Origin of the sequence: Brasilonema sennae CENA114 (genome assembly GCF_006968745.1) — a bacterium.
GTDB lineage: Bacteria > Cyanobacteriota > Cyanobacteriia > Cyanobacteriales > Nostocaceae > Brasilonema > Brasilonema sennae.
The window spans coordinates 5,879,549-5,903,940 of sequence record NZ_CP030118.1 but is presented as its reverse complement, the minus strand read 5'-3'; the positions used below and the strand labels follow the sequence as shown (position 1 = coordinate 5,903,940).

Below are 24,392 nucleotides of genomic sequence, written 5' to 3'. Positions count from 1 at the left end.
GGTATCTCTGCTCGTTATGAAAATTCTCCTAGTTGAAGATGAGCCAGATCTAGGCGCGTCAATAGCGCGAAAATTGAGCAAGGAAAAATATATTGTTGACTGGGTTTTAGACGGTACTGAAGCTTGGATTTGCCTGGAGAACGAATGGACACAATATACACTGGCAATTTTTGATTGGTTACTGCCAGGAATCTCGGGTTTAGAACTCTGCAAGCGATTACGGCTTCGTGGCAATCCTTTACCCGTTCTGATACTTACAGCTAAAGATAGTATGGCAGATAAGGTAGCTGGACTGGATGCAGGGGCTGATGATTATTTGGTTAAACCGTTTGGGATGGCGGAATTGCTGGCGCGGTTGCGTGCATTGCAAAGGCGATCGCCCCAGTTTCAGCCTCAACAACTTCAAGTTGGTAGTTTTATTTTAGATTATGGTAGTGGTACAGTTTGCTATCAACACCCTAATGGTGATAGTCAGGTCATTTCTTTAACCAAGAAAGAATTTCATTTGCTCGAATACTTCATGAAACATCCCAACCAAATTCTTAGCCGCGAACAAATTTTGAGCCATCTTTATACGTTGAATGCGGAACGTGTTAGTAATGTGGTGGCGGCTCAAATTCGACTGTTGCGACGTAAATTGTCAGAACATGGTTGTGATGGTTTTATCGAAACCGTTCCCAGTATGGGCTATCGTTTCAATTCCAGTGATGCAAATTAGACTGTTTCGTCAGACTCGCACCTCCCTTGCTCTGTGGTATGCAGTAGTAATGGGTCTGATTTTGACTGTATGCGGTTTCGTCGTTTATGAGGTCATTATTGACGCTTACTTGTTTTCCATCAACCAAGAACTAGAGTCTGTCTCAGGCACACTACATGATGTGATTGAACCGACTTTGAAAAAACCTGGTCGTATGGAGCCAGTTTTCCAACAGGTTCTACCAAATATTTGTCTAGTTGAGTCTAGCTGCCCTACTGAAAAAATCTTTGGTCAAAGCCAACATACACTTCCTGAACACGGTCTTTTTAGTCCTGTTTACAAAAATAAGCAATATTACATCCGTTTTGTCAATCTTTCAGGACGCTTAATTGCTGTGGCTGGTTTCCAACCTCACGAATTACCAGCGATTGTGCAAACAAAAGTGTGGCAAACACTCAAAGACCCGCAAGGCAATCGTTATAATCAAAAGACTTTGCCGTTGCATATTCAAGATAATCAGGTTTGGGGCTATATACAGGTGGGGCGTAGTCTCAAAGAGCTTGACAATCGTCTGGCTGCTTTAAAATTGGTTTTGGCGCTGGGATTGCCAATTACAGTACTCCTTGTTGGCGGTTCTAGTTGGTGGCTAGCGGGGTTGGCGATGCGACCAATTGACAGGTCATACAAACAAATGCAACAGTTTACGTCTGATGCTTCCCATGAGTTGCGTACTCCTCTAGCAGCAATTAATGCAACAGTAGAAACTATACTTGATATAGAACATCTATCTGAACAAGAAGCACGAGATACCCTGGCATCTATTCAACGTCAAAATTACCGACTCGCTGAACTGGTAAGTGACTTACTGCTACTATCTCGATTGGATCAGCAAACGCTGGCGACACAATGGGTACCTTGCTGTCTCAACGTTTTGATTCATGACCTTATAGAAGAGTTTTCCGCGTTAGCGAGTGCAGCTTCTTTGAAATTAACATCTTCTGTGTTGTCTGATCAGCCGTTGTATGTGATGGGAGATGAAGACCAACTTTTACGGCTGCTTTCTAATTTGATTGCTAATGCGATTAAATACACCACAGCAGGCGGTTATGTAAATGTCATTCTCAAATGCAACAACGGTTATGCTGTGATTGAAGTTCAAGATACGGGGATTGGCATTGCACCTGGTGAGCAAAAGCGGATTTTTAATCGCTTTTATCGGGTGAATAGCGATCGCTCGCGTACCACTGGTGGATCAGGATTAGGACTGGCGATCGCTCAAGCAATTGTTGAAGCACACAGAGGTAGCCTGCATGTGCAAAGCCAACTTGGTAAAGGTAGCACCTTCATCGTTCAATTGCCTTTAACTGTTAACCCGTTATCAAACCCAAACCCATGAAAGTCTGCTTCACAGTAGTGTTGCCATCGTTGACAGGTTAAGGTCAGAAACGATTTGTCAAGAAGTAATAGTGCTCAAAAATGAACCGAATCGGGGTGCAGGTCTTGGACAGTAACAATTACGAGTCGTGATGCCTGTGGCTGTGGTTATGTGCCATTGCCTAATCTTCAACAGTCTTGGTTCTAAATAAGCGCATTCCGTTCGCAGTCACAAGCAGGGAAGTTCCTGTGTCTGCTAAGACGGCGATCGCTAACCCAACAAAACCAAAAGTCCCCAACAACAAAAACAAGCCTTTTGTTACCAAAGAAAAGACGACATTCTGTTGAATCACTAAGACAGTACGGCGACTTAAATCCACTGCATAAGCAAGCCGTCTCAAGTCACTCCCAACCAGCACCACATCTGCTGTCTCTAGGGCAATGTCAATTCCACCAACTGCAAAGCTAATATCCGCAGCTGCTAAAGCAGGAGCATCGTTAATACCATCTCCTACCATACCTACCACCCCAGAACCACGCATTTGTTCAATTGCTTGAAGCTTGTCTGAGGGTAAAAGTTCTGCTCGATACTCTGTGATTCCTACTTCTTGGGCAATCTGCTTAGCAACAGCAGTGCGATCGCCCGTTAGCATCACCAACCGTTTTAACCCAAAGCGCTTGAGCTGTCGCACCGCCTCCGTTGCTTCTAACCGCAGTCCATCCGAAAGCGCGATCGCTCCCAATAATCCTTGAGTCGTCCCTATCAGCACCGGGGTTTGACCGAGTTGTTCAATTTCAGCCAACAGAGATTCAGCAACAGCCGACAAACCAATACCAGAGTCTGTGAATAAGCGTCGATTGCCAGCAAAGTATAAAACTTCACCAAATTTTGCCTGAATGCCTTTACCAGGTAACGCTGTGAAGTTAACAGGTGTTTCTAAGTCTATCCCTTCTAAGCGAGCATTTGCCACAATTGCCTTCGCTAGTGGATGTTCTGAGAGTTGTTCCAGTGAAGCTGCAATCTGTAATACCACATTTGTACTTACGTTCCCAAGGTCATAAACTTCCTGCACAACGGGTAAACCTTGCGTAAGGGTGCCAGTTTTATCAAAGGCAAGGCTAGTCAGACGTCCGGCTGTTTCCAGTGCATTACCTCCTTTGAATAATACCCCCTGTCGGCTTGCAGCACCAATAGCGCTGACAATTGAAACAGGAGTAGAAATGACCAAGGCACAAGGACAGGCAATTACGAGCATCACCAGCGCCCGATAGAGCCAAACGTTAAAAGATTGGGCAAATGCCAAAGGTGGAATGACAGCAATGGCGATCGCGATCAAAATTACAATCGGAGTGTAAACCTCTGCAAACCGATCCACCCACTGCTGCGTGGGAGCACGGCTTCCTTGGGCTTCTTCTACCAAATGAATAATTTTGGCAACGGTCGTATCATTAGATGTATGAGTGACTTTAACTTCTAAAAAACCTGATTGATTCAACGTCCCAGCATAAACCGTATCGCCTCTTTCTTTATCTTCTGGGATTGACTCCCCTGTAATCGGGGATTGGTCAATTGCGCTTGTACCAGAAATCACTACGCCATCCAACGCCACACGCTGTCCTGGTCGAATCGTCAAAATTTCCCCCACTTGAACACTTTCAACGGGTACTGTCACCTCCTGATTTCCCCGCTTAACCGTAGCAGTAGATGGAGTCAAATCCATCAAGGCGCTGATAGCATTGCGCGTGCGACCAAAGGTAAAAATTTGCAGCGTTGTACCTAAAGAGAACAAAAAAAGGACGAGCGTTCCTTCAAACCAGTCCCCTAAAATCACTGCCCCAATAACTGAAATCGTCATGAGCAGATTCATATCGGCGCGGCGCAAACGCAACTCAAACAAACCAGCCCGTGCAATAGGATAGCCAGCAATGACGATGCCAATGCCATAAAAACCTCGTGCTATCCAGACGGGAAGCGCTAAATATTGCGCCAGTAAGCCCAGAATTAACCCTACTCCCGCTAAAATTACGCTCTGTCCCCGACGGTTACTAATCCAGAATTTCCAGTCTGCTGGATCGCGTTTTTGAGTCGGTTTGGCGACTGGATGAGCGTGGTTATGGTCATCGCAATCGTCGTGGGTGTTATGGCGCTCACTTACCTCAAGACTCTGCTCAACCGTATATCCCAGACCTTTAATTCGGTCATAGATTGCTGCTTCACTTATTAGTTGCGGGTCGTAGGATAGTTGCAATCGTTCAGTGGCAAAGTTAACCGATACATCTGTTACCCCTGCCATTTGCTGCAAGCCGACCTCAATCGTCTTAGCACAACTGCCGCAATCCATTCCGTTTACTTTCACTTGTAGCTTTTTCGCACAAGCCACTTCAACGTGTTCGTGGTCATCATGTTCGTGGTCATGGTTGCCAGAACAGGAATGAGAGTGATGGTGCGGCTTGACCTCACGACTCTGCTCAACCGTATAACCTAAAGCTCTAACCCGGTCATAAATTGCCGTCTCACTAAGGATCTGTGAATTATAGGATACTTGCATTCTTCCCGTAGCAAAGCTGACCGATGCTGACAAAACGCCTGCTATTTGCTGCAAGCCAACTTCAACTGTTTTGGCACAGCTGCCACAATCCATCCCTCCGATTTGTGCCTGTAGCTTTTTAGCAGGTGCCACCTCAACATGGGTGTGGTCGCTGTGACAACAGTGAGTGTGATTATGCGGCTTTGCTTCATCACTCAGTTTAACCGTATAACCTAAAGCAGTTATGCGATTTCTAATTTCAGTTTCGCTCAAGAGCTTAGTGTCATAGGAAACTTTGACTTTTGCAGTTGCAAAACTTACCGAAGCTTCCGTTACGCCGCGCAATGAAAGCAAACTGGCTTCAATGGTCTTGGCACAGCTTCCACAGTCCATGCCATCAACTTGTAAAAGCTGAGTCTTGAGGGAAGGGGTTTGAGTCATGGCAGCTAAGGAGAAAGGACTAGAAAGTTAACTGCCAATATTCTAATACAACAATTGAGTAACTATTCAATTGTACAATTGTTATTATTTTAGGTACTATTGAAATTGAGAACCATTTTCTACCAAGAACACCATGAACAAGCGCAAGACAAAGCAAGACTTGGATAATCTCACTAATTCTGATGCACCAAAGTGTGACACTCATGTGGTACATCTAGAGCATGTACGCTCCTCAAAAGTGCAAATCCTGCCAACAGACAAGGCACAACAGATGGCAGAAGTTTTTGGGGTGCTGGCAGATACGAACCGTCTGCGCCTTCTTTCAGCTTTGTCTTCCCAAGAGTTGTGTGTTTGTGATTTAGCCGCATTGACGAAAATGACGGAATCAGCCGTTTGTCATCAGCTGCGATTATTAAAAGCGATGCGTTTAGTTAACTACCGCCGGGAAGGTCGAAACGTCTATTACAGCTTGGCTGACAGTCATCTTGTCAACCTGTATCGCTGTTCGGTAGAACATTTAGATTCGTCAACATCCTCAATGGTTTGACCTGCACCCTGGTTCATGTCAGGTGTTATTGGCTGGGCGGCGTCTCCAAGTAAGGTAACACGCTGGCTACTCCATGAGCTTCTGTCACTTTCCCTAGATAAAAAGCTATAACCCTTACTAGACGTACAACAGGTGCTGTTACAGTGCAAACATTCTTTACCTCGGAGGAACGTCAGCAGTTCAAAGCGATTTGCAACGACGCTGGCAAGCAATATGGCTCATGTCTTGCGTGTGCTGGCTTTGAAGTGGATGGAAGAAAAGGAGGACAATAATGGTCAGCCCTAAAATGGATACCGTAATTACACCAGAAAGAATCGAATTACCTCCTGGTGCTGTCTTGAAACTCTTGGGAAACTGGCAAGACTACCAAAGACTGCAAAGACAGTTAGGTGATCGCACTATACCTCGTATCAAATATCGACATAATGAGATTTTGTTGATGGCTCCTTTACCTGAGCATGGGAAAAAGGCAAGTTTACTTGCATTAATAGTGACAACTCTACTTGATTACTTAAACCGAATATACGACTCATTTACACCCATCACCATGAGCTTGCCAGAAATCAGTGGTATTGAACCTGACTATTGCTTTTACATTGAGAATTGGCAACAAGTTCAGGGTAAAGACCGCATCGACTGGCAGAACGACCCTCCCCCCGATTTGGCAATTGAAGTAGACGTTACTAGTTATACAGATATCAATGATTATTTGCCTTATCGAGTGCCAGAGGTTTGGCTGCTAAAGAATAACCAGTTATTAGTTTATAGATTGCAGGGTGAAAGTTACGCACTTGCAGAAAGCAGTTACTTTCCTAACGTTTCAGAAATTGTACGGCAATGTCTTCTAATTGCAAGTGAGCAGACAACAAGTGAAGCAATAAGGTGGTTAAAGAACTTTTTGCAGTGAACTACCCAACACCAAACTGAGTACAGTTATGGTGTGGGCTTCTGGTACACTTTTTATCAGCAAAAAAATATGCCCCCACCCCCCATTACCTGTTAAAGGTTTATCATATAAATATTTTAAAACTATGCCCCTATAACAATTGCAATTTGATGCTCTTTAGCAGTTTAAAAAACCCTGTATTTGCCAGACTTTACTCAGCTCAAACCATAAGTCTGTTAGGTGATGCCCTGACCTGGGTTAGTCTAGCCCTGCTTGCCTTTGAATTAGCTGGCGAAAAATCCGCCGTTGTGCTTTCCAGTGCTTTGACGCTGCGTGTTACAGCGTTTGTATTACTCTCACCCCTGGCGGGAGCGATCGCAGACCGCTTTGATCGCAAGCGCATCATGGTCACAACCCATTTAGCGCGAATGGTGATCGTTGGACTGCTTCCGTTTGTGATCGCTGTTTGGCAAATTTATGTCCTCATTTTTGCGCTTAATGTCTTCAATGCCTTCTTTACGCCAACCTATAAGGCAACAATCCCTCAAGTAACAGGGGAGAATGACTACCCACAAGCAATCGCCCTTTCCAGCGCCACCTACCAACTACTATCGGTGCTTGGTCCCGGTTTGGCAGGGGCTGTCGCGGCTTTTATCGGGGCAAGACAGGTTTTCTTCTTAGATGCTTTCAGCTTTATCGTTGCAGCTATTTTAATCTTCACCCTACCAGGTCAACTGAGAGTCAATCCAAAGGAGCAACCAATAAGAACACCAGGCAGAACATGGCAGGATATTAAAGAAGGGACAACCCGTCTATTCGACGATGCGTTGATTCGCTACGCCCTGGCGATGCAGCTGGTCGCGTCTATTGCTGGCGCACAAATTCTGGTAAACACCGTTGGTTATGTCCAAGGAACACTCAAATTAGGGAATGTCCAATACGGCTGGGTGATGGCAGCTTTTGGCATCGGGGCGACTCTTTGTGCCGTAGTGATTGGTGCCTTGGATAGACGCATCGGACGGACAACGTTTGTGCTGATGGGAGCAACCCTCATCACTGTTGCGCTATTGCCTGCTAACAATGCAAGTTTAGCCTTGCTCATGGTTCTTTGGGCAGTTGCAGGAGTAGGGCAAAATATGGTGGACTTACCTACCCAAACCTTAATTGCTGACCGTATTCCCAGGACGGTACAGGGGCGGGTTTACGGGGCACACTTCGCTTGGAGTCATTTGTGGTGGGCAATCTCTTATCCGCTGGCTGGATGGCTAGGAAGCCACTTTACGGAAAACGAATTCCTTTACGGCAGCTTGGTTGGTTTAGGGCTGTTGGGCGTAGTACACCTTACCCTCTCACCAAAAGCAGATGAAAATGAACACGTTCATGAAAGCCTTTGGCATGAACACGAACACATCCACGATGAACATCATCAGCACAATCATCACTCAGGAATACCAATAAGAGAACCTCACACCCATCCTCATCCACATAAACGCATGCGCCACTCACATCTTTATTCTATTGATATCCACCATCCCGCGAAGTAAAGCCACACCAATGATGACACCCGATCCATTTGCATCTAATTCAATTTCAGATGATCAATCGACAGAGAATTAATAAGAAAAAGTATTTACGGAGTGGGGTTGGAGATTCCCCCAACGCACTGCCTCGGGAACCTCCAAGGGCGGACTGCCTCACCGCCAACCAGGTAATTCCTCGAATCCCAACGAGTGGGTGAAGGAAGTCCTATTTTTTCCAGGATACAAGCTGCTAAAAAATCTACCGCAGAATTGAAACAAGTCTGTCAAACACTGCCAAGACCTCCGTTATCCTTGTGGGATGCTGAGTACGCTTGCACTAGTTTCGTCAAACAGACTACTGACATTGCCACCAATAAATTGTTCTTTGACTTTTGACTTTTGCCTAGCAGCACTACGCTTGTTCAGCACCAGATCGCCCGTTTGGAACGACAAACGAAGCTAGAGTGCTGATACTTGCATTCGGTTCACGAATCGTGGAAACAATCCGGTAGTCACTTTGCCAAGTATTTTGTGTCAGATGACAACGCACATAGCCCCGGTTTTTGCCGTCGAAGAATTTCGTATGAGGATTGGCGCTTAAAGCTGCTACAGTTGGGGGAATAAAAGTTTCAGGGAAATCGGAAGAAATTGAGGTACCTACGAACTCAGTGCCAACAGTGGGAGAGTTTGGATTATTGAAGTCCGTTTTTAAGTCGTGTACCCAACTCGAATGAATGTCACCAGTAATGACAACTGGATTATTCGGTTGCTGTTGTTGTAGAAATTTCAGGAAGCGATCGCGTGCAGCTACATAACCATCCCACTGATCCAAATTGAAAACTTCTTGCCCTGGACGCGCATCAAAGTTATATTGTGCCATCATAGTTTGCTGAGCAATAACATTCCAGCGAGCTTGTGATTTGCTCAAACCTCGAAATAGCCACTGTTCTTGCTTTGTGCCAGTCATAGTCGCATTTGGATCAAAAGCTTCAGAACAACGAGGTTTTAAGCCGTCATCGCAAGGTTGATCGCTGCGGTACTGACGGGTATCTAGCACGTTAAACTCAGCGATGTCCCCGAAAGTAAAACGCCGATAGAGCTGTAGATAGGGACCATGAGGCAGGGATAATCGACGTAGGGGCATATGTTCGTAGTAAGCTTGGTAAGCGTTAGCACGACGTGTGACAAACTCCTGTTGACTTTGATTTTCTTCTGGAATCAAGCTGGCGTAGTTATTTTCTACTTCATGATCGTCCCAAGTGACTATCCAGGGAAAGGCAGCATGGGCTGCTTGCAGGTTGGCGTCAGTTTTGTAAAGAGCATGACGGTTTCGGTAGTCACCAAGAGTGACGATTTCAGGACTATTATGTTGACGTGGACCTCCAGGTTGTGATCCATACTCATATATATAGTCGCCCAAGTGAACGACCAAATCTAGCTCCTCTTTCGCCAAGCCCTGGTAAGCTGTGTAGTAACCGTTTTGCCAATCCTGACAGTTGACAAAGCCAAAGCGGAACTGAGCAACACGGGTATCGCGTGCTGGTGCTGTACGGGTACGTCCGATGCTGCTGACTTCATTACCTGCCTTGAACTGATACCAATACCAACGATCAGGCTGCAACCCGCCAACTTCTACATGGACAGAGTGTGCAAATTCGGGGGTGGCGATCGCCGTACCCCGTCGCACAACATTTCTCATGTTTTCATCCAAAGCGACTTGCCACTGTACTGGCACATTCACAGACGGCATTCCACCACCATTTAACGGTTCTGGGGCTAGCCGCGTCCATAGCACCACACCATCTGGTAAAGGTTCACCAGAAGCAATCCCAAGACTGAAGGGATAACCAGAAAAACTAGGCTGTGCAACAACTTTGTGAGTCCATTGACTGGCAATGACACTTGCACTCACACCAAGAGTACCAATCAGAAAGCGCCGTCGCTTGTGTTTAGTAGCCAGATCGCGAGCAAACTGAAAACGTTCCATATGTATCCTTGTTGGAGATTGTTGAAATACAGGGAAAACTAAAAGCGGGATAAAAACGGACTCATTGCCAAGTTGATCAAGTTTTGAGACAGCACATTGTTCGTGCTTGAAGTACAAGGGTGAGGTCAAAAAGCCACACAGAAAGACCTTTTTACTTCTAACTTCCGACTTTTGTGGCAAGATTAACTTATCAACTGAGTATTAACTAGGTTTTAAGAGCTTATTAATTTTGAGATAAGTGTTCAGTTCCTAAAGCTGACACCAGAAAGGTGGAAAAATCATTCGCCCCAAACGGGCGGGCACTCTATGCCATTGCGTGATTCACATTTACTCAAGTCGAACACCGAAATTTGGATGAGGTGGGAGTATCAAGTTGCTCTGGTAATCTCTCATCCATTCTCAACAATCATCGGGTTGCCTTACCAACATTACGAAAATACAATATTTATAGAGTTCACTTTTCGCAATAAGCATCTGCTGGCAGATACTCAGTATGGTGATTTTTGAATTGTCTCAAAAAAAATTTTGAAAAAAGGGGGTGAGGGGTCTTGACCCTCAGTCCGAAAGTGCTATACTATGTTATGTAGATGCACCCTGATGATCTGGAGAGCTACCCAAGTGGCTCTCTATTTTTTTTTATCCCCTTTTTGGGTTTGGTGTCCTCTGAAGAATTTCTGAAAAAAAAATAAATGAGGGGTCTAGCCAATCACCCCCTTTATGTATTAGTATGATATACAAAGATGCACCCTGATGATCTGGAGAGCTGCCCAAGTGGCTCTCTTTTTATTTGTTTAATAATTAATTATTAGCGATAAATGGCTGCTACTTTGTCAAGAGTTTCAAAAATGAAAGTAGAACCAAAAGCTTGGTATAATCACCATTGACAAGAACTCAGAATGCAGAACGCCACAAGCAAAAATCTGGCGCTGTGATCAAACAGGGGAAAAACAATGGCAGACTGGCAAGAAATTAGTGGTGGTATCACAGCACCTAGAGGGTATCGCTCAGCAGGAATTAGAGCAGGGTTGAAATCTTCAGGATTGCCCGATTTGGCTTTGATAGTGTCAGATGTGGAGGCGATCGCCGCAGGTGTCTTCACCACCAGTCATGTCAAAGCTGCCTGTGTGGATTATTGTCGTCAAAGCTTGCAAGCAAAGCATAGCGCCCGTGCTATCCTTTGCAATGCTGGACAAGCCAATGCTGCAACTGGTCATCAAGGCTGGTTAGACGCTTTAGAATCAGCAATGGCAGTAGCGCAAGTACTCAATATTCCCTCAGAATCCGTGCTACTCGCTTCCACGGGTGTGATTGGGCAACGTATTCGTATGGATGCACTCAAAGCAGGAATTCCGAAACTCGTTGCAGAACTGAGTGAAACAGGCTCAGATGCAGCAGCTGGTGCGATAATTACCACAGACTTGGTGACAAAATCTATTGCTTTAGAGACAATGATGGGCGATCGCCCAGTACGAATTGGAGGTATCGCCAAAGGTTCCGGGATGATTCATCCCAACATGGCAACAATGCTAGCTTTTGTGACTTGTGATGCAGCTGTGTCTCCCACTCTCTGGCAACAAATGTTGAGTCGCGCGGGAGACAGAAGTTTTAATTCCATCACTGTTGATGGGGATACGAGTACTAATGATAGTTTAATTGCTCTTGCTAACGGTCAATCGCGCACCCCAGCAATAACTGAAATGGGCGCAGAAGCAGAAAAATTAGAGGCGATGTTAACAGCAGTTTGCCAGCATTTGGCGAAGGCGATCGCCCGTGACGGTGAAGGCGCAACTTGTCTTATAGAAGTGCAAGTCACAGGGGCGCAAGATGAACAAGCAGCCCGTCAAATTGCCAAAACCATTGCAGGTTCTTCTCTTGTCAAGTCTGCCATCTTTGGACGCGATCCCAACTGGGGACGTATCGCCGCAGCCGCCGGACGTGCGGGAGTTCCTTTTGAGCAAGAAAACCTGAAAATAAAGTTAGGAGATATCTTGCTGATGGAGAATGGTCAACCATTACCATTTGATAAGAAAGCTGCAAGTGAGTATTTGAAACAAGCAGCACAAGGCGCGTACCTCAAAGAAGATACCGTGTTAATTTCCGTTAGTATTGGCACTGGTTCTAGTTCAGGTAAGGCTTGGGGTTGTGACTTGAGTTATGACTACGTGAAGATTAACGCCGAGTACACGACTTGAGGTATGGAAATTGTCTTTTGGAAACGTTTGCTACAAGAATTAGAAGCAGCGAACGCATCTGGTGGTTTTCAGCAAATTTGGATTGAAACCGTCAGTGTTTTGAGCGAAGCTGTCAAGCTGTACGAAAGCAACGGGTATCAAAAAGCAACAGGTGTAGAAACAGCTCGTTGCGACAGAGTATATGTCAAATTGCTTCATTAAAAAAGCCTGGTTTCCCAGGCTTTTGAGAAGTTAGGAACTACGTCAATTCCTCAAGAGGTTGCCAAGAACTTCGGCAGAGGATTACCACCGTTTTGACCAACAGCCGGGATTTCCAACAGAGAATCCGTAGCTTGCGTGGTACCGTCTTGTGTTTTGACGTTGGGGTCGATGGTGACGGAGTTTTGGTTTCCTGGATGTCCATTAGGAATAAACAGTTGCGGGTGGTCGAAGGGCGCTTTTTGATTGCGGACTCGCTCATCAGTCAGCCCTTTCATAAAAGCAACCAGCCCCTGTTTTTCCTCAGGTGTTAGATTCAGCGGCGGGAGTCCACCAAAGTCGCCGCCTCGATTGTAAAAATCAACCACTTGCTCCAGAGTTGACTGACCACCATTGTGGAAGTAAGGAGCAGTAAGTTCTATATTGCGAAGTCCTGGTGTTTTGAAGGCTCCGTCTGCAGTCACCGCTTCATTGGGATCAAGCGGGGGATTGAGAGTAGGGGGATCTTCGCCGAGGAGCTGCTTAAATTTCCCCTGCTGAGCTAGCCGGACTTCCGACAAGGGATTGCCTTGACCATTACCATTCAAACCGTCATTACCACCCAAACCGGGGTCTTCGCTGGAAGGTCTGACGCCGATGCTAAAGAAGCCACTGTCTTCAGGACGCCCACCAGCCTGCACAGGCGCACGTCCGATTCGTCCCCTTTGAGCGACGGTAGTCACTGAAGCGGCGGTCAATTCCGATCCTGCGTGGCAGGCAATGCACGTACCCTTGTTTTGGAAAACGTTCCATCCCAGCTGCTGCTGTGCCGTCAGAGCGCCACTGTTTCCAGCTAAGAACTGGTCAAATGGTGTCTCAGCAGAAACCAATGTTGACTCGTACGCCTGAACTGCTAGCCCAAAGAAGAGCGAGAAGTTGTACTCTGCTAGCGTGAATTCGTTGGTGTTCAACTTGCCCTTTTTGTGCGAGAAGGTTCGCCTACCGGTTTGTGGGTTAATTTTGATAATCATATCTGAATCCCACCACTCCCGCTTAAAGGCGTCCTGGAGCAACGCCTCGTAAGACTTTTTCAGACCTGGTTTAGATGAATAGGCACTGGAGTTGCTTAAAGAACCTAAAACACTGTCATCATAAGCTACAATCTGCTTGGCAAGAGGCTTTAAGGCAAGGAACTTCTTACCGAGCTTCCTACCCACCCTTCTGAAACGCTTATTATTGGACCCAGGAGATAGTCGGCTTGCCTGCTCATCGCTGTTGGTAATGTTTTCCAAGACCTCCGCATCAACGGTATTGTTAACAGTCCGACCTAGGGTGTCGAACACCTTAACCGTAGTATCGTTTCCAGATAACTCAATTCTCAACGGCGTGGTGACATTGGTCAATTCAGCTGACGTCTCCAAGGAATTCTCCGGTGGTCCCACCGCCTGTGAAGCCAGTGAGGAATTATTGAGACTAACTTGCACATCTTCGAGTTGCTTTCGGTGAACTGCTTTCAAAACATAAGCATTAGAGTCTCTCAACCCCAAGGGATTTACCCCGTTGAAGGTGTTTTGAGCCAGTCCGTCCCAGAAGTTCCGAAAGTTAAACACTGCGTTGATCACTGATGGTGAATGCCGGGGCGTCACTTGACGCACGTTCGTGCCATTCACATTGAAGACTTGATCCTTCAAAGGCGTCACTTTGTCCTTGTCACTGCCAGGATTAACGTCAACAAATCTTGCCCTAAAGACCCCTTGAGAGCCAGCAACATCATTATTGTCAGAGACAACGGTCGAAGATATGTCATCTGGGTTTGCTAGCTTATGAAATGGGTAATCTACTGCCGTCAGCTGGTAGTTCGGACCTTTTCCCGGGGTGAAAGTCCTATCAATGAAACCTGGGCTGATTTGGTTTTTGGATCTGCTGTCTGCTCCAGCATTAAAGTGACAACTAGCACAAGACTGGATGCCATCGTAGCCAAGCTGCATATCCCAGAAAAGAGACTTTCCTAGGGCGATCGCAGCTTTTTCATCTTTTACGAAATCCGTCAGATTCTTTGGTTTTGGAACCTCTATCCCACCCAGGGGAGGTGGTCCATTAACCTGCGCTGATACACTATGTCCGGCTAAGATTGCAGCCATCACTAGTGCAGCAATTGTCGTGCTCTTTTTTATTTGTGTGCTTTTTAACAAATTGGATACTAAGTGGGTCAGTTTTTTTAGCATCCCCGCTGCCCAAATGGCAATCATTTGTGTTACTTCTAAAAGCGTTGATAACACACTGATAAACGGGAAAGCAAAACCATCCCTTTTCCTTGTTGCCTTTTCGGTGTCTTTCGACTTCTCTAACTCAGGCAAGCCGCTATAGCTATTTTTTCTAGCATGGCTCATTTCTTTTTCTGTTTTTCTGATTTTTTGCCAACATTTGAGTCAATTTATGCTGTAGCTCTGTTGCAACCATTATGTATGTGCTGCTTTAAACAGGGTTTCTAAAACTTAATTGAAGCCATACGAAATAAAATATGGCTTTAGTTATTGTTCCGGATCACTCAGCAATTTTACGTAAAATTTCAATAAAATCATACATTGTTTACATTTAGCCACTTTTATATAAAGTATTGGTAAAGTAGCCATCATGAACTGCGTACACCCTAGTGGGAACGGCCACGTCTTACGGTGAGACCAGCGCTCTTGGTAGGGTTTCCAATGCCAGATATCTACGGAGGGTTTCCCTCCTATGTCCTGAGCCCTTCGGGGAAGCCTAGATGAAAAACTGGACACAAAATTTTAAAGGCTTACTCAACCTTTTTCTACAATCCAACTGCCCTCTTTGTCAGCGTCCGACCTCCCAGGAGTTGTGCCAAAAATGTACCAGACAGTTGCAAAAATGTTACCTAAAAGACCCCAGATATCTGTGGAAAGACCCCCTACCAGTGTTTGCTTGGGGGCATATGGCGGTGTGCTTAAACGGGCGATTGCGCGGAGCGCAGACGCCTGCATGCGTATCGCTACAATGAAATACGAAAATCAACCCCAAATTGCCCGTCCTTTGGGTCAATTGTTCGGAGAAGCATGGCTATTACATTCACCCATGTCCGATAGAGTTGTGGTTGTTCCCATCCCACTGCACCTCAATAAGCAAAAAGAGCGTGGATATAACCAAGCTGCATTGATAGCACAAAGTTTTTGTGAAACGACTGGTTTGAAATTGAAACAAAATGGTTTAGAAAGAGTGCGAGCGACTGAAGTACAATATTCTTTATCAGCCTGTAAGTACAGCGTTTCATAATCAGCCTGTAAGTACAGCGTTTCATAAGGCACTTACAAAGAAAAAAATATCCAACCTTGTTTCCCGCCCGAAGGGCGGGAAACAGCCTAAACCCGTTAACTAGTCGTAGTCCCGTTGTTGTTCGCGTAGCGTGCCCGAAGGGCTTAGGTTGGATATTTTTTTTATTGGATCTCCCTAAATTAGGGTTGGAAATCTCAAATTTCATGTTGGGTTGCGCTGTGCTCCACCCAACCTACCATAATTAAAATTCCGACCCCTTTAAGGGGTCGGAAATCAAAATCGTGAGCGTACTGAACACTGCTCATTCCAAAAGCGAATTCCGTACCTCATTTATGGTGGGCTGTACTAAGCGAGCAAAGAATTTATCTCAAGCTTTTACCTTGGATTGAGGTTTGCTAAACAACTGAGCTAAACGATGGGGTTGGCGATCGCGCCAATTTCCCTTACCGTACGCATACCCCGCAATTAACGGTAACGCCACAGTCGCCTCTGAAAAGACCATCTGTTCGGTAGCTTTATCTACCTTGCCCCAAGAATGAGCTTCTTTGAGGGTGGAACCAGATAAAGCTCCATCCCTCTCATCAGCGACGGTGACTTGAATTGTATACTTGTGCATACTGGTTTCAAATCCCAGTAATTCTGCCGCTACCACTGTATCCTGGGCGAAGTTTTTCGGTACACCGCCACCAATCATGAATAATCCAGTGTAGTTGGAAGCGAGTTTGCACTGCGTCAACTCCCGGAAGTCGCGCACGGAGTCAATCGTGACATGAGATTCTGGGGAATTCCATTGGTGATGGACAAGTCCAAACCCAGCAGAACAGTCGCTAAAAGCCGGAACAAAAATTGGAACTTGGTGTTCATAAGCCGCTTGTACGACAGATTTACCATAGTTACCACGGCGTTGTAGATAAGCGCCCATTTCCGTAATAAATTCCCGTGAGGAATAGGGACGCTTATCTAAAGTTTCGGCGATTTCTGCGATCGTCATGTCACACACCCGCAGTTGATCCTCATCAATGTAGGTGTCATATATGCGGTCAACCCGTTCTTGTCTTAACACCTCATCATCAGCAAAAGGATCGCCCACATAATGGCGATAACCCAATGCTTCAAAAAAATCTTGGTCAACGATGTTAGCACCGGTAGAGACGATCGCATCTACCATATTGTGAGTAATTAAGTCGTGGACGACTTCCTTTAGCCCAGCGCTAAACAAAGAGCCAGCTAAACACAGAATAATCGTGCATTCTTTATCTTGCAGCATCGCGTCGTAGATTTTTGCTGCACGTCCCAAATTTCGAGCCTGAAAAGCCGTCTTACCCATTGCTTCCACCAAACCAACGACATCGAAAGCTTTAATGTCAATTGGTTCAACAGTCTGTTGCAAAAGTTCTTCACGATTCATGGTAGATTCTCCTTGCCATTGATAATAAACATTACACGGTCCGTATTGCGACTATAAGGCTAGTCTTGCCTTGCTACTAGGCGCTTCACAGTGGTCATACCAGGACATACCCGGATCAGACTGCCGTCTTTTGTTTAATCTGACATGCAAACCCCAGACACTCATGGGTTGGATGAGACAACTAATCAATTTTGTTACTTATAACTTCTCAGACACGACAATTTTTTCAGTATACTCCAGAGTAAACTAAACTAACCAAAAATTTTTTAAGAAGAACACATAGGTTAAAACCTACCAACTCACCAGTTTGCCTCCCCGTAAATAAAGCAATCTAGAGACGTAGCCCTTCGGGTATCTCCTCCGGAGACGCTACGCGAACGGCAGTTGCTTCTCCCAAGGGGAGACGCAATCATGCGAACAAGTCGGGGAACCCGACGGCACAACCTTCAAGTCGGCATAGCCGCCCAACGGTGTGCCTCCCCAACGCACTGCCTCACATGCTACGTCTCTACAGATCACCAAATCTTACCAAAAATCCTTAACTGAACCGTATTGGGGCTTGCATGCTTTTTATCATCAATCCCCGGTGAGTTCTGAGTTCTTTCATTTAGTCAAAACTCCTTCAATTTTCTCAAATGCCCAATCGATTTCATCTTGAGAAATAACAAGAGGTGGGGCAAAACGGATGACATTATCTCTTGTCTCTTTGGCTAATAATCCCTGTTTGGCTAACGCCTTACAAAAACGTCTGGCACCACCAGCTTCCGGGTGTAATTCCATCCCAATGAGTAAGCCTTTACCGCGTACTTCCTTGATATGTGAACTTTTGATAGATTGTAATTTCGTCTGAAAATATTCTCCCAAAATAGCCGCTTTTCCTGGCAAATCTTCGTCCAGAATGACATCAAGTGCGGCGTTCCCAATTGCAGCAGCTAAAGGATTTCCTCCAAAGGTACTACCATGATCTCCTGGTTGAAAGACACTCATCACTTCGTCAGTAGAAATGAAAGCAGAAATTGGATAAAAGCCACCGGATAAGGCTTTTCCTACGGTTATACCATCTGGTTTGACATTTTCATATTGATGGGCAAACATTTTGCCTGTTCTTCCCAATCCAGTTTGAATTTCATCAAAAATTAGTAATACGTTATGCGATCTGCAGATTTCTTCTGCTTGTTTTAAAAATCCATTAGGAGGAACAATAATACCTCCTTCTCCCTGAATTGGTTCTACCAAAAATGCAGCAGTGTGAGGAGTCATCGCTTTTTCTAATGCTTCAGCATCACCGAAAGGTATGACTTTAAACCCAGTTGTTAAAGGTCCAAATCCATCTTGATATTGTTCTTCTGTGGAGAAACTGATTAAACTAATAGTCCGTCCAGAAAAGTTATTAGTACAAACGATAATTTCTGCCTGATTTTCAGGTACACCTTTGACTTTGTAAGCCCATTTACGAATTGCTTTGATCGCAGTTTCAACCGCTTCAGCGCCAGAATTCATGGGTAACACTTTTGGCAAGCCAGAAATTTTAGAAAGCTTTTCGTAAAATCTTCCCAATTGGTCATTGCGAAAAGCCCTCGAAGTGAGTGTTACTTTTTGAGCTTGTTTGATCATAGCTTCCAGAATTTTGGGATGACAATGACCTTGATTGAGTGCTGAGTAAGCCGAAAGAAAATCTAGATATTTTTTACCTTCTATATCCCATACCCAGACCCCTTCTCCTTTGGTTATAACTACATCTAAAGGATGGTAATTATCAGCGCCATATTGCTGTTCTAATTCGATGTAATCCTCAGTATTCATTGTGTTGAAGTTGGGAAGTACCACAGTTTTATTCGCTGCTTGCATATTTGCTCCTAAAAAATTTATGTAGATATAGAGTTAGAAAACAGCCAAAAGGTCACGTGTTGAATGAGTTATTCAACCGCAGTAAACTGAATTTCGGAAAAATCCAGCTTCGTTCTTTATTTCGTATTTCCTAATTCCGGGTTGCTATTGACAAAGAGATTGAATGCGCAACTCTCTGGACTAACTTTGTGATGTCAAAGACAAGCGCTATTATGTGATGCTGATGGATTTTGTGTTAATATCTAAACAGCTAGTAAGTACTTATTGACCAGCCATTTGCTGTTTTTCCAGACAAGCAACTTGTGTAGGACATCTTGTGTCCTACAAGTGACGAAAAGCAGTTGTCCATTCTGTCTGAATGTGAAACTTTGCTGGCATAAGAATCAATAGTGTAAACGGTGACGTTATGAACAAGCCACAGGTGTTCTGACTGAGAGACTCTCGTCTGGACAGTTGTTGCCAAGTGCGGAGTTTGCACTCGTCTTTTTCCCTGACTTCTGGTGGCTAACCCACTAGAACTGACTTGTAAATTCAGTATATCACTGTTTGGTACGGTTCTTCTCGCTAAATTTTTACAACGGGAATCCCAGTACAAAGACTCATTTCTGAAACCATCGCTTATATATATGCGCTGTCTGTAAATTGCAAAGGCTGAAGAAAACCACTGCACACAATCTAAAAATAAGCGTTTTCGCGCACGGTTAACAGTGCCTACCTTACAAAAAATACTTTAGTAACTCAACTTAATTAAACGTATAGCCGTTGCTAGATAGGATGTTAAATGGAGATAGGGGAACAATTACAGTCACTCAACTTAATTAAACGTATAGCCGTTGCCAGTTAGATTAGAATATGAACTAATTAGAAAATACGGACATCACGAGATTTTCAACCCTGTTAAGCGTTCCCTGTTAAGCGTTAAGCGTTCCTTGCTATATGTCCTAAAGGAAAATGGTAGAAAACAAGTATTTAATTCGTTTAGCAAAACCTGATGATTTAGATGTCTTGGTTGAATTCAATCGAGCAATGGCACGTGAAACCGAGGACAAAGACCTCTCTATAGAGATTCTCACTGCTGGTGTAGAAACATTATTGAAAAATCCGATTTTGGGTTTTTATGTTGTTGCAGAAAACAAGAATAAAGTGACTGGTTCTCTGATGGTAACAACAGAGTGGAGCGACTGGCGAAATGGGATATTTTGGTGGATACAAAGTGTCTACGTTCACCCAGATTTTCGTCGTCAAGGGATTTATCGCCAACTCTATGAATTTGTCAAAGAAAAAGCTAGAAATCAACAACATGAACTAAAAATATGTGGTTTTAGACTTTATGTGGAACATCAAAATACTGTTGCGCAAAAGACCTATGAAGCTTTAGGTATGAAGGACACAGGCTATATTATATTCGAGGAACTTGAGTTGGGATGACCTACTTAATAGCTATGAATGCAACGCGCGTGTGACCTCACCCCGGTTTTGGCTGACGCCAAAACCGCCCCTCTCCTTATAAAGGAGAGGGGATTAAAAGGTTGGATAGGTAATACTGATGAATCCAACGCGCGTGTGACCTCACCCCGGCTTTGGCTCTTGCCAAAACCTCCCCTCTCCTTAACAAGGAGAGGGGTGCGGTGGAGGGCGGGTGAGGTTAAATCCATGAATGCAACGCGCGTGTGACCTTACCCCGGCTTTGGCTCTTGCCAAAACCTCCCCTCTCCTTGTTAAGGAGAGGGGTGCGGTGGAGGGCGGGTGAGGTTAAATCCATGAATGCAACGCGCGTGTGACCTCACCCCGGCTTTGGCTCTTGCCAAAACCTCCCCTCTCCTTTATAAGGAGAGGGGTGCGGTGGAGGGCGGGAGTGAGGTGAGACCAGTGCTGCAGGAGGGTCTCCCTCCGTAGGCATCTGGCGAACCCGGAGGGTTAAATCAACATCGAATCAAAACGCTTAAACGTTCTACATATCTATTTGACTGCAGCACAATTACTATTAGGTGCTGGCTGATCACGCTGTGGACCTGTCTTAGTAGGATCATAACCAACCAGCACCACCTCACCTTTTTCGTTATATATCCAACCCTGTGCTGGTATTATCTGTTTGACAGGTGGCTTTTGAGATGGCTGCTTTTGTGTTGTACTTGTTGAACTTACCGAACTCGCGACAGGCTGAATTAAATCAACACGTACATTGTTACTATTGAGGACTTTATTTGGGTCAGTTGGAAGTCCGCCACGTCCGGTGATGGTGAAACTGTTACCAAAACCTTTTATACACGGGTTTTGAGCAATCTGCTGTGCAGGATCAACCACAGTTTCTGTCAATTCAAACAACCCTTGAGTAGGGTCAATCTCAGGTGTATTGATTTGCACTGTCCCACTAAACTGCAGACCAAGGTCAGAACTGGCGGTGATATCACTCAATGGTGTTTCCTGCGGTCGATACTCAATACCGAAGATACCGCCTTTAGTATTGATGTTTATCCGACCACCAAAGCTTTCTTCTGCTTTAGCAGTGATGTCACTATTTTCTGATGGAAAAGCGACGAGATTCCCAGCATTAATGGTGATATTGCCACCAGTCGCTGTGCCTTTGGCATCAGTGGTTATCTTGCTACCACCACGCAATAGCACATAATCGCGAGCACCCAGGGTGATATTTCCTTGTCCAGCTACAGTGTCAGCGTTGATAGTTGAACCATTGTCCAAACGGATAGAGCGAGCAGCTACTTCTATGTTACCTGCTGTGCCACTTCCTGCACTGGTAGCAGAAAGCCTTGCATTATTCGTCACAAAAAGCTCTCTTGCTGTAATTTGGATATTTCTACCGTTACCTACAGATCCCAATTTGACATCGTTAAATACCCCACTGGAGCCTTGATTGCTGCTCACCCCATTAAAGGAGACTTGCCCGCGGGCATTTATGTTCACGTTGCCCGCATCACCCCGCCCGGAGGTGCTAGCAAACAGTCCACCACCATTGATTGCTGACAGCGAATTGGTCGTGATTTTAATGTCGCCCCCGTTACCCACACCTGTTGTTTCTACACTGCTGTATACACCGCTACCACCTCCGTAGACGCTATTCGCTCCATTAAAGGAAATTGTATCGCTGGCATTGATATTCACGTTGCCTGCATTCCCCTGTCCAGAGGTGCTATTAAATAATCCACCTCCTCTGGTCAGCAATAGCGATCCAGTCGTGATGTTGATATCGCCGCCCTTGCCGACACCTGTTGTGTCTACACTGCTGAATATTCCACTGGAGCCTCCATTAATACTTACTCCATCAAAGGAAACTGTATCGCGGGCATTGATATTCACGTTGCCCGCATTTCCTTGGTTTTTTGTGATGGCAGACAACTCAGCACCACCTGTTAGCGAAAGCGATCCAGTCGTGATGTCGATTTTCCCCCCATTACCTACTCCTGTATTATTCACACTGCTAAATACGCCACTCACACTTCCATTGATATTCGCCCCATCGAAAGAAACCGTATCACGGGCAATAATATTCACGTTGCCCGCATTTCCCTGTCCTTGAGTGAGCGCATTTAGTTGAGCACCTTTTGTCAGCGAAAGTGACCCGGTTGTAATCTCAATTTTGCCCCCATTACCTACACCTGTTGTGTCTACAGTGCTGAGTATTCCACTAGCATTGCCATTCTTTCCAGCTCCATCAAAGGAAACCGTATCACGGGCAATAATATTCACATCGCCTGCATTTCCCTTAGCAAATGTGATGGTATTCAGTTGAGCGCCATTAGTTACTGAGAGCGACCTGGCAGTGATGTTGATATCACCCGCGTTGCCCACACCTGTTGTATCTACAGTGCTGATTATTCCACTAGCATTGCCATTCTTTCCGGCTCCATCAAAGGAAACCGTATCACGAACATTGACATTCACGTTGCCCGCATTCCCTTGTCCTTTAGTGGAGTTCTCTAGTTGGGAGCCAGTAAGTACATTGAGCGAGTTAGCAACTACATTAATTTTGCCAGCATTACCAGTCGCTCCGGAATCTACGATATTTTTAATTACACTTGACTCTCCAAGGTTGATTGTCCCAGTTGCATCAACGTTAATATCTCCCGCCTGACTATCAACTGTCCCCAAGCCTTGGCCTATTCCAGCCTGAAGAATACTTCCTCCCAAAATATCTAAATTGCGGGCATTAACTGCAATACTACCACCACCGCCGGAGCTAACATCAACGCTCATAGCATTTGTCAGCGAGATATCTGCTCTTTGCACTCCCACAGGAAAACTCAAGCTTCCATCACTATTGAGTCCTATCGTCCCAGAAGCAGATAATCCTCCTAACTCAACTCGTCCTCCTGGTGCTCTTAGTCTAGAGTCATTTAAGCTCACATTACCACCCACCAGTGTTAAGGAGTTCCCTTGTGGGACAGTAAGATTAGTAGATTGACTGGTGATATTTTTGAAATTCTCCCGATAGCTCAACCCAACCGGAGCAGTTATTGTTAACAATGGCGGTGCTTGGGGATTCGTTGCACTAAACTCAAAATTATTTTTAAAAATCAAACTATTTGCCGTACTTCCCAAAAATGAACCACCCACATCCAACCGGGCATTTGGTCCAAAGATAATTCCATTCGGGTTGATCAAGAACAGGTTAGCATTACCCAACACACCCAAGATACCCTGAATGTTCGAGACATTACCCCCAGTCACTCTGGTGAGTATGTTTGCAATCCCACCCGGATTGGAAAAATAAGCTCCTCTACCAGCATTGATATTAAATTCCTGAAAACTGTGGAATAGGTTGTCCCCACGAATTGCGCCCCCATCAATCCTATCGCTAGGGGTGCCCTTAATGTCAACATTGGGAGCAACAACAGAATTTTCTGCACCGAGACTGTTATCAGGAGTGATTTGTGCTGTTGCAACGCTGAGGTAGCTAAGGCTTGCTAGGGTAGCTAGGGGTAAGGCGAGGAAAAAGAGTGGGTGATGCATTTGTTTTATCCTCAGCATGTTATGAGTTTGGAATATGAGTAGGACTTACGCATTGACAAAAATCTATTTCGTGCTGGAAACTGATTTCTTGCCATTCCTTGTTTAATTAGGTGCTAGCAAAATCAACTTATGCACCAGTCAGATAAAAATGGGAAATTCTTGCGAAATCTGACTATTGCAGAACCGCACGGAAGTTGGTACTCCTTGCGTTCTGCACACAAGAGTTGATTTGTAAAGTGCGTAAGTCCTAATGAAGTTGGGAAAAATACTTTGATATGTTTTGTGCTCGATTGCGTGGGCTTACGCCAAAACCTCCCCTCTCCTTGTTAAGGAGAGGCGTGCGGTGTTAGGGCGGGGTGAGGTAATACTCATGAATGCAACGCGCGTGTGACCTCACCCTGGCTTTGGCTTACGCCAAAACCGCCCCTCTCCTTATAAAGGAGAGGGGATTAAAAGGTTGGATAGGTAATACCTATGAATGCAACGCACGTGTGACCTCACCCCGGCTTTGGCTTACGCCAAAACCTCCCC

General features: G+C 45.2%; 16 protein-coding genes and 2 pseudogenes. 11 read left to right on the top strand and 7 right to left on the bottom strand.

The genetic code is table 11. The features are described 5' to 3' along the window. The first annotated feature begins 16 nt into the window (after window positions 1-16). Window positions 17-718 carry a two-component system response regulator RppA gene (rppA, locus tag DP114_RS24720; protein ID WP_171977382.1) on the top strand — a complete coding sequence of 234 codons (702 nt, stop codon included), beginning with the start codon at window positions 17-19 and terminating at the stop codon, window positions 716-718. Beyond that, window positions 708-2,093, top strand: coding sequence for a two-component system sensor histidine kinase RppB (gene rppB, locus DP114_RS24715; protein ID WP_171977381.1), 1,386 nt, complete (start codon window positions 708-710; stop codon window positions 2,091-2,093). Before rppA ends, rppB begins: the two co-directional genes overlap by 11 nt. 160 nt (window positions 2,094-2,253) lie before the next feature. Here the strand turns inward: rppB and DP114_RS24710 are convergent, their stop codons facing one another. Continuing rightward, complete coding sequence (locus DP114_RS24710) at window positions 2,254-5,040, bottom strand: heavy metal translocating P-type ATPase (RefSeq protein ID WP_171977380.1); 2,787 nt, start codon at window positions 5,038-5,040, stop codon at window positions 2,254-2,256. 133 nt (window positions 5,041-5,173) lie between these two features. Here DP114_RS24710 and DP114_RS24705 point away from each other — a divergent pair, with 133 nt between their 5' ends. The 4 genes from DP114_RS24705 to DP114_RS24695 all read left to right on the top strand — a co-directional run bounded on the left by DP114_RS24705 (window position 5,174) and on the right by DP114_RS24695 (window position 8,017). Beyond that, on the top strand, window positions 5,174-5,587 hold the full coding sequence (locus tag DP114_RS24705; protein ID WP_169266338.1) for an ArsR/SmtB family transcription factor: 414 nt from the start codon (window positions 5,174-5,176) through the stop codon (window positions 5,585-5,587). A gap of 143 nt (window positions 5,588-5,730) precedes the next feature. Next, a complete protein-coding gene (locus tag DP114_RS35830) occupies window positions 5,731-5,859 on the top strand; it encodes a hypothetical protein (RefSeq protein WP_256379282.1) in 129 nt (42 codons plus the stop codon). Window positions 5,860-5,873: 14 nt separating this feature from the next. Beyond that, window positions 5,874-6,494 carry a Uma2 family endonuclease gene (locus DP114_RS24700; RefSeq protein WP_169266355.1) on the top strand — a complete coding sequence of 207 codons (621 nt, stop codon included), beginning with the start codon at window positions 5,874-5,876 and terminating at the stop codon, window positions 6,492-6,494. A 149-nt stretch (window positions 6,495-6,643) separates the two neighbouring features. Then, on the top strand, window positions 6,644-8,017 hold the full coding sequence (locus DP114_RS24695; protein WP_171977379.1) for an MFS transporter: 1,374 nt from the start codon (window positions 6,644-6,646) through the stop codon (window positions 8,015-8,017). 282 nt (window positions 8,018-8,299) lie between these two features. On the opposite strand, the gene DP114_RS35825 is transcribed toward DP114_RS24695, so the two are convergent. Both DP114_RS35825 and DP114_RS24690 read right to left on the bottom strand, forming a co-directional pair. Beyond that, on the bottom strand, window positions 8,300-8,422 hold the full coding sequence (locus tag DP114_RS35825) for a hypothetical protein (RefSeq protein ID WP_256379281.1): 123 nt from the start codon (window positions 8,420-8,422) through the stop codon (window positions 8,300-8,302). Then, window positions 8,406-9,980, bottom strand: coding sequence for an alkaline phosphatase D family protein (locus DP114_RS24690; RefSeq protein WP_171977378.1), 1,575 nt, complete (start codon window positions 9,978-9,980; stop codon window positions 8,406-8,408). The genes DP114_RS35825 and DP114_RS24690 overlap by 17 nt, the downstream gene beginning before the upstream one ends. Before the next feature lie 306 nt (window positions 9,981-10,286). Between DP114_RS24690 and DP114_RS24685 the strand changes: the two genes are divergently transcribed. The 3 genes and pseudogenes from DP114_RS24685 to DP114_RS24675 form a co-directional block, all read left to right on the top strand. Further along, the gene (locus DP114_RS24685; RefSeq protein WP_169266335.1) at window positions 10,287-10,487 is read left to right on the top strand and encodes a hypothetical protein; all 201 of its coding nucleotides are present in this window, start codon (window positions 10,287-10,289) and stop codon (window positions 10,485-10,487) included. Window positions 10,488-10,930: 443 nt separating this feature from the next. Then, window positions 10,931-12,172: a bifunctional ornithine acetyltransferase/N-acetylglutamate synthase gene (gene argJ, locus DP114_RS24680; protein ID WP_171977377.1), complete on the top strand. Its 1,242-nt coding sequence runs from the start codon at window positions 10,931-10,933 to the stop codon at window positions 12,170-12,172. A gap of 21 nt (window positions 12,173-12,193) precedes the next feature. After that, window positions 12,194-12,373, top strand: a pseudogene (locus tag DP114_RS24675) (GNAT family N-acetyltransferase); the annotation flags it as partial. 50 nt (window positions 12,374-12,423) lie between these two features. Here the strand turns inward: DP114_RS24675 and DP114_RS24670 are convergent. After that, complete coding sequence (locus DP114_RS24670; RefSeq protein ID WP_171977376.1) at window positions 12,424-14,739, bottom strand: cytochrome-c peroxidase; 2,316 nt, start codon at window positions 14,737-14,739, stop codon at window positions 12,424-12,426. A 374-nt stretch (window positions 14,740-15,113) separates the two neighbouring features. Here DP114_RS24670 and DP114_RS24665 point away from each other — a divergent pair. Continuing rightward, window positions 15,114-15,616: pseudogene (locus DP114_RS24665) on the top strand (ComF family protein); the annotation flags it as partial. Window positions 15,617-16,004: 388 nt separating this feature from the next. Here DP114_RS24665 and DP114_RS24660 read toward each other — a convergent pair. Both DP114_RS24660 and rocD read right to left on the bottom strand, forming a co-directional pair. Then, window positions 16,005-17,045 carry a 1,9-bis(guanidino)-5-aza-nonane synthase gene (locus tag DP114_RS24660; protein WP_169266332.1) on the bottom strand — a complete coding sequence of 347 codons (1,041 nt, stop codon included), beginning with the start codon at window positions 17,043-17,045 and terminating at the stop codon, window positions 16,005-16,007. A gap of 603 nt (window positions 17,046-17,648) precedes the next feature. Then, a complete protein-coding gene (rocD, locus tag DP114_RS24655) occupies window positions 17,649-18,893 on the bottom strand; it encodes an ornithine--oxo-acid transaminase (protein WP_282453072.1) in 1,245 nt (414 codons plus the stop codon). A 951-nt stretch (window positions 18,894-19,844) separates the two neighbouring features. Between rocD and DP114_RS24645 the strand changes: the two genes are divergently transcribed. Further along, on the top strand, window positions 19,845-20,321 hold the full coding sequence (locus tag DP114_RS24645; RefSeq protein ID WP_169266330.1) for a GNAT family N-acetyltransferase: 477 nt from the start codon (window positions 19,845-19,847) through the stop codon (window positions 20,319-20,321). 531 nt (window positions 20,322-20,852) lie between these two features. On the opposite strand, the gene DP114_RS24640 is transcribed toward DP114_RS24645, so the two are convergent. Further along, complete coding sequence (locus tag DP114_RS24640; protein WP_171977375.1) at window positions 20,853-23,861, bottom strand: two-partner secretion domain-containing protein; 3,009 nt, start codon at window positions 23,859-23,861, stop codon at window positions 20,853-20,855. Window positions 23,862-24,392: the final 531 nt, after the last annotated feature.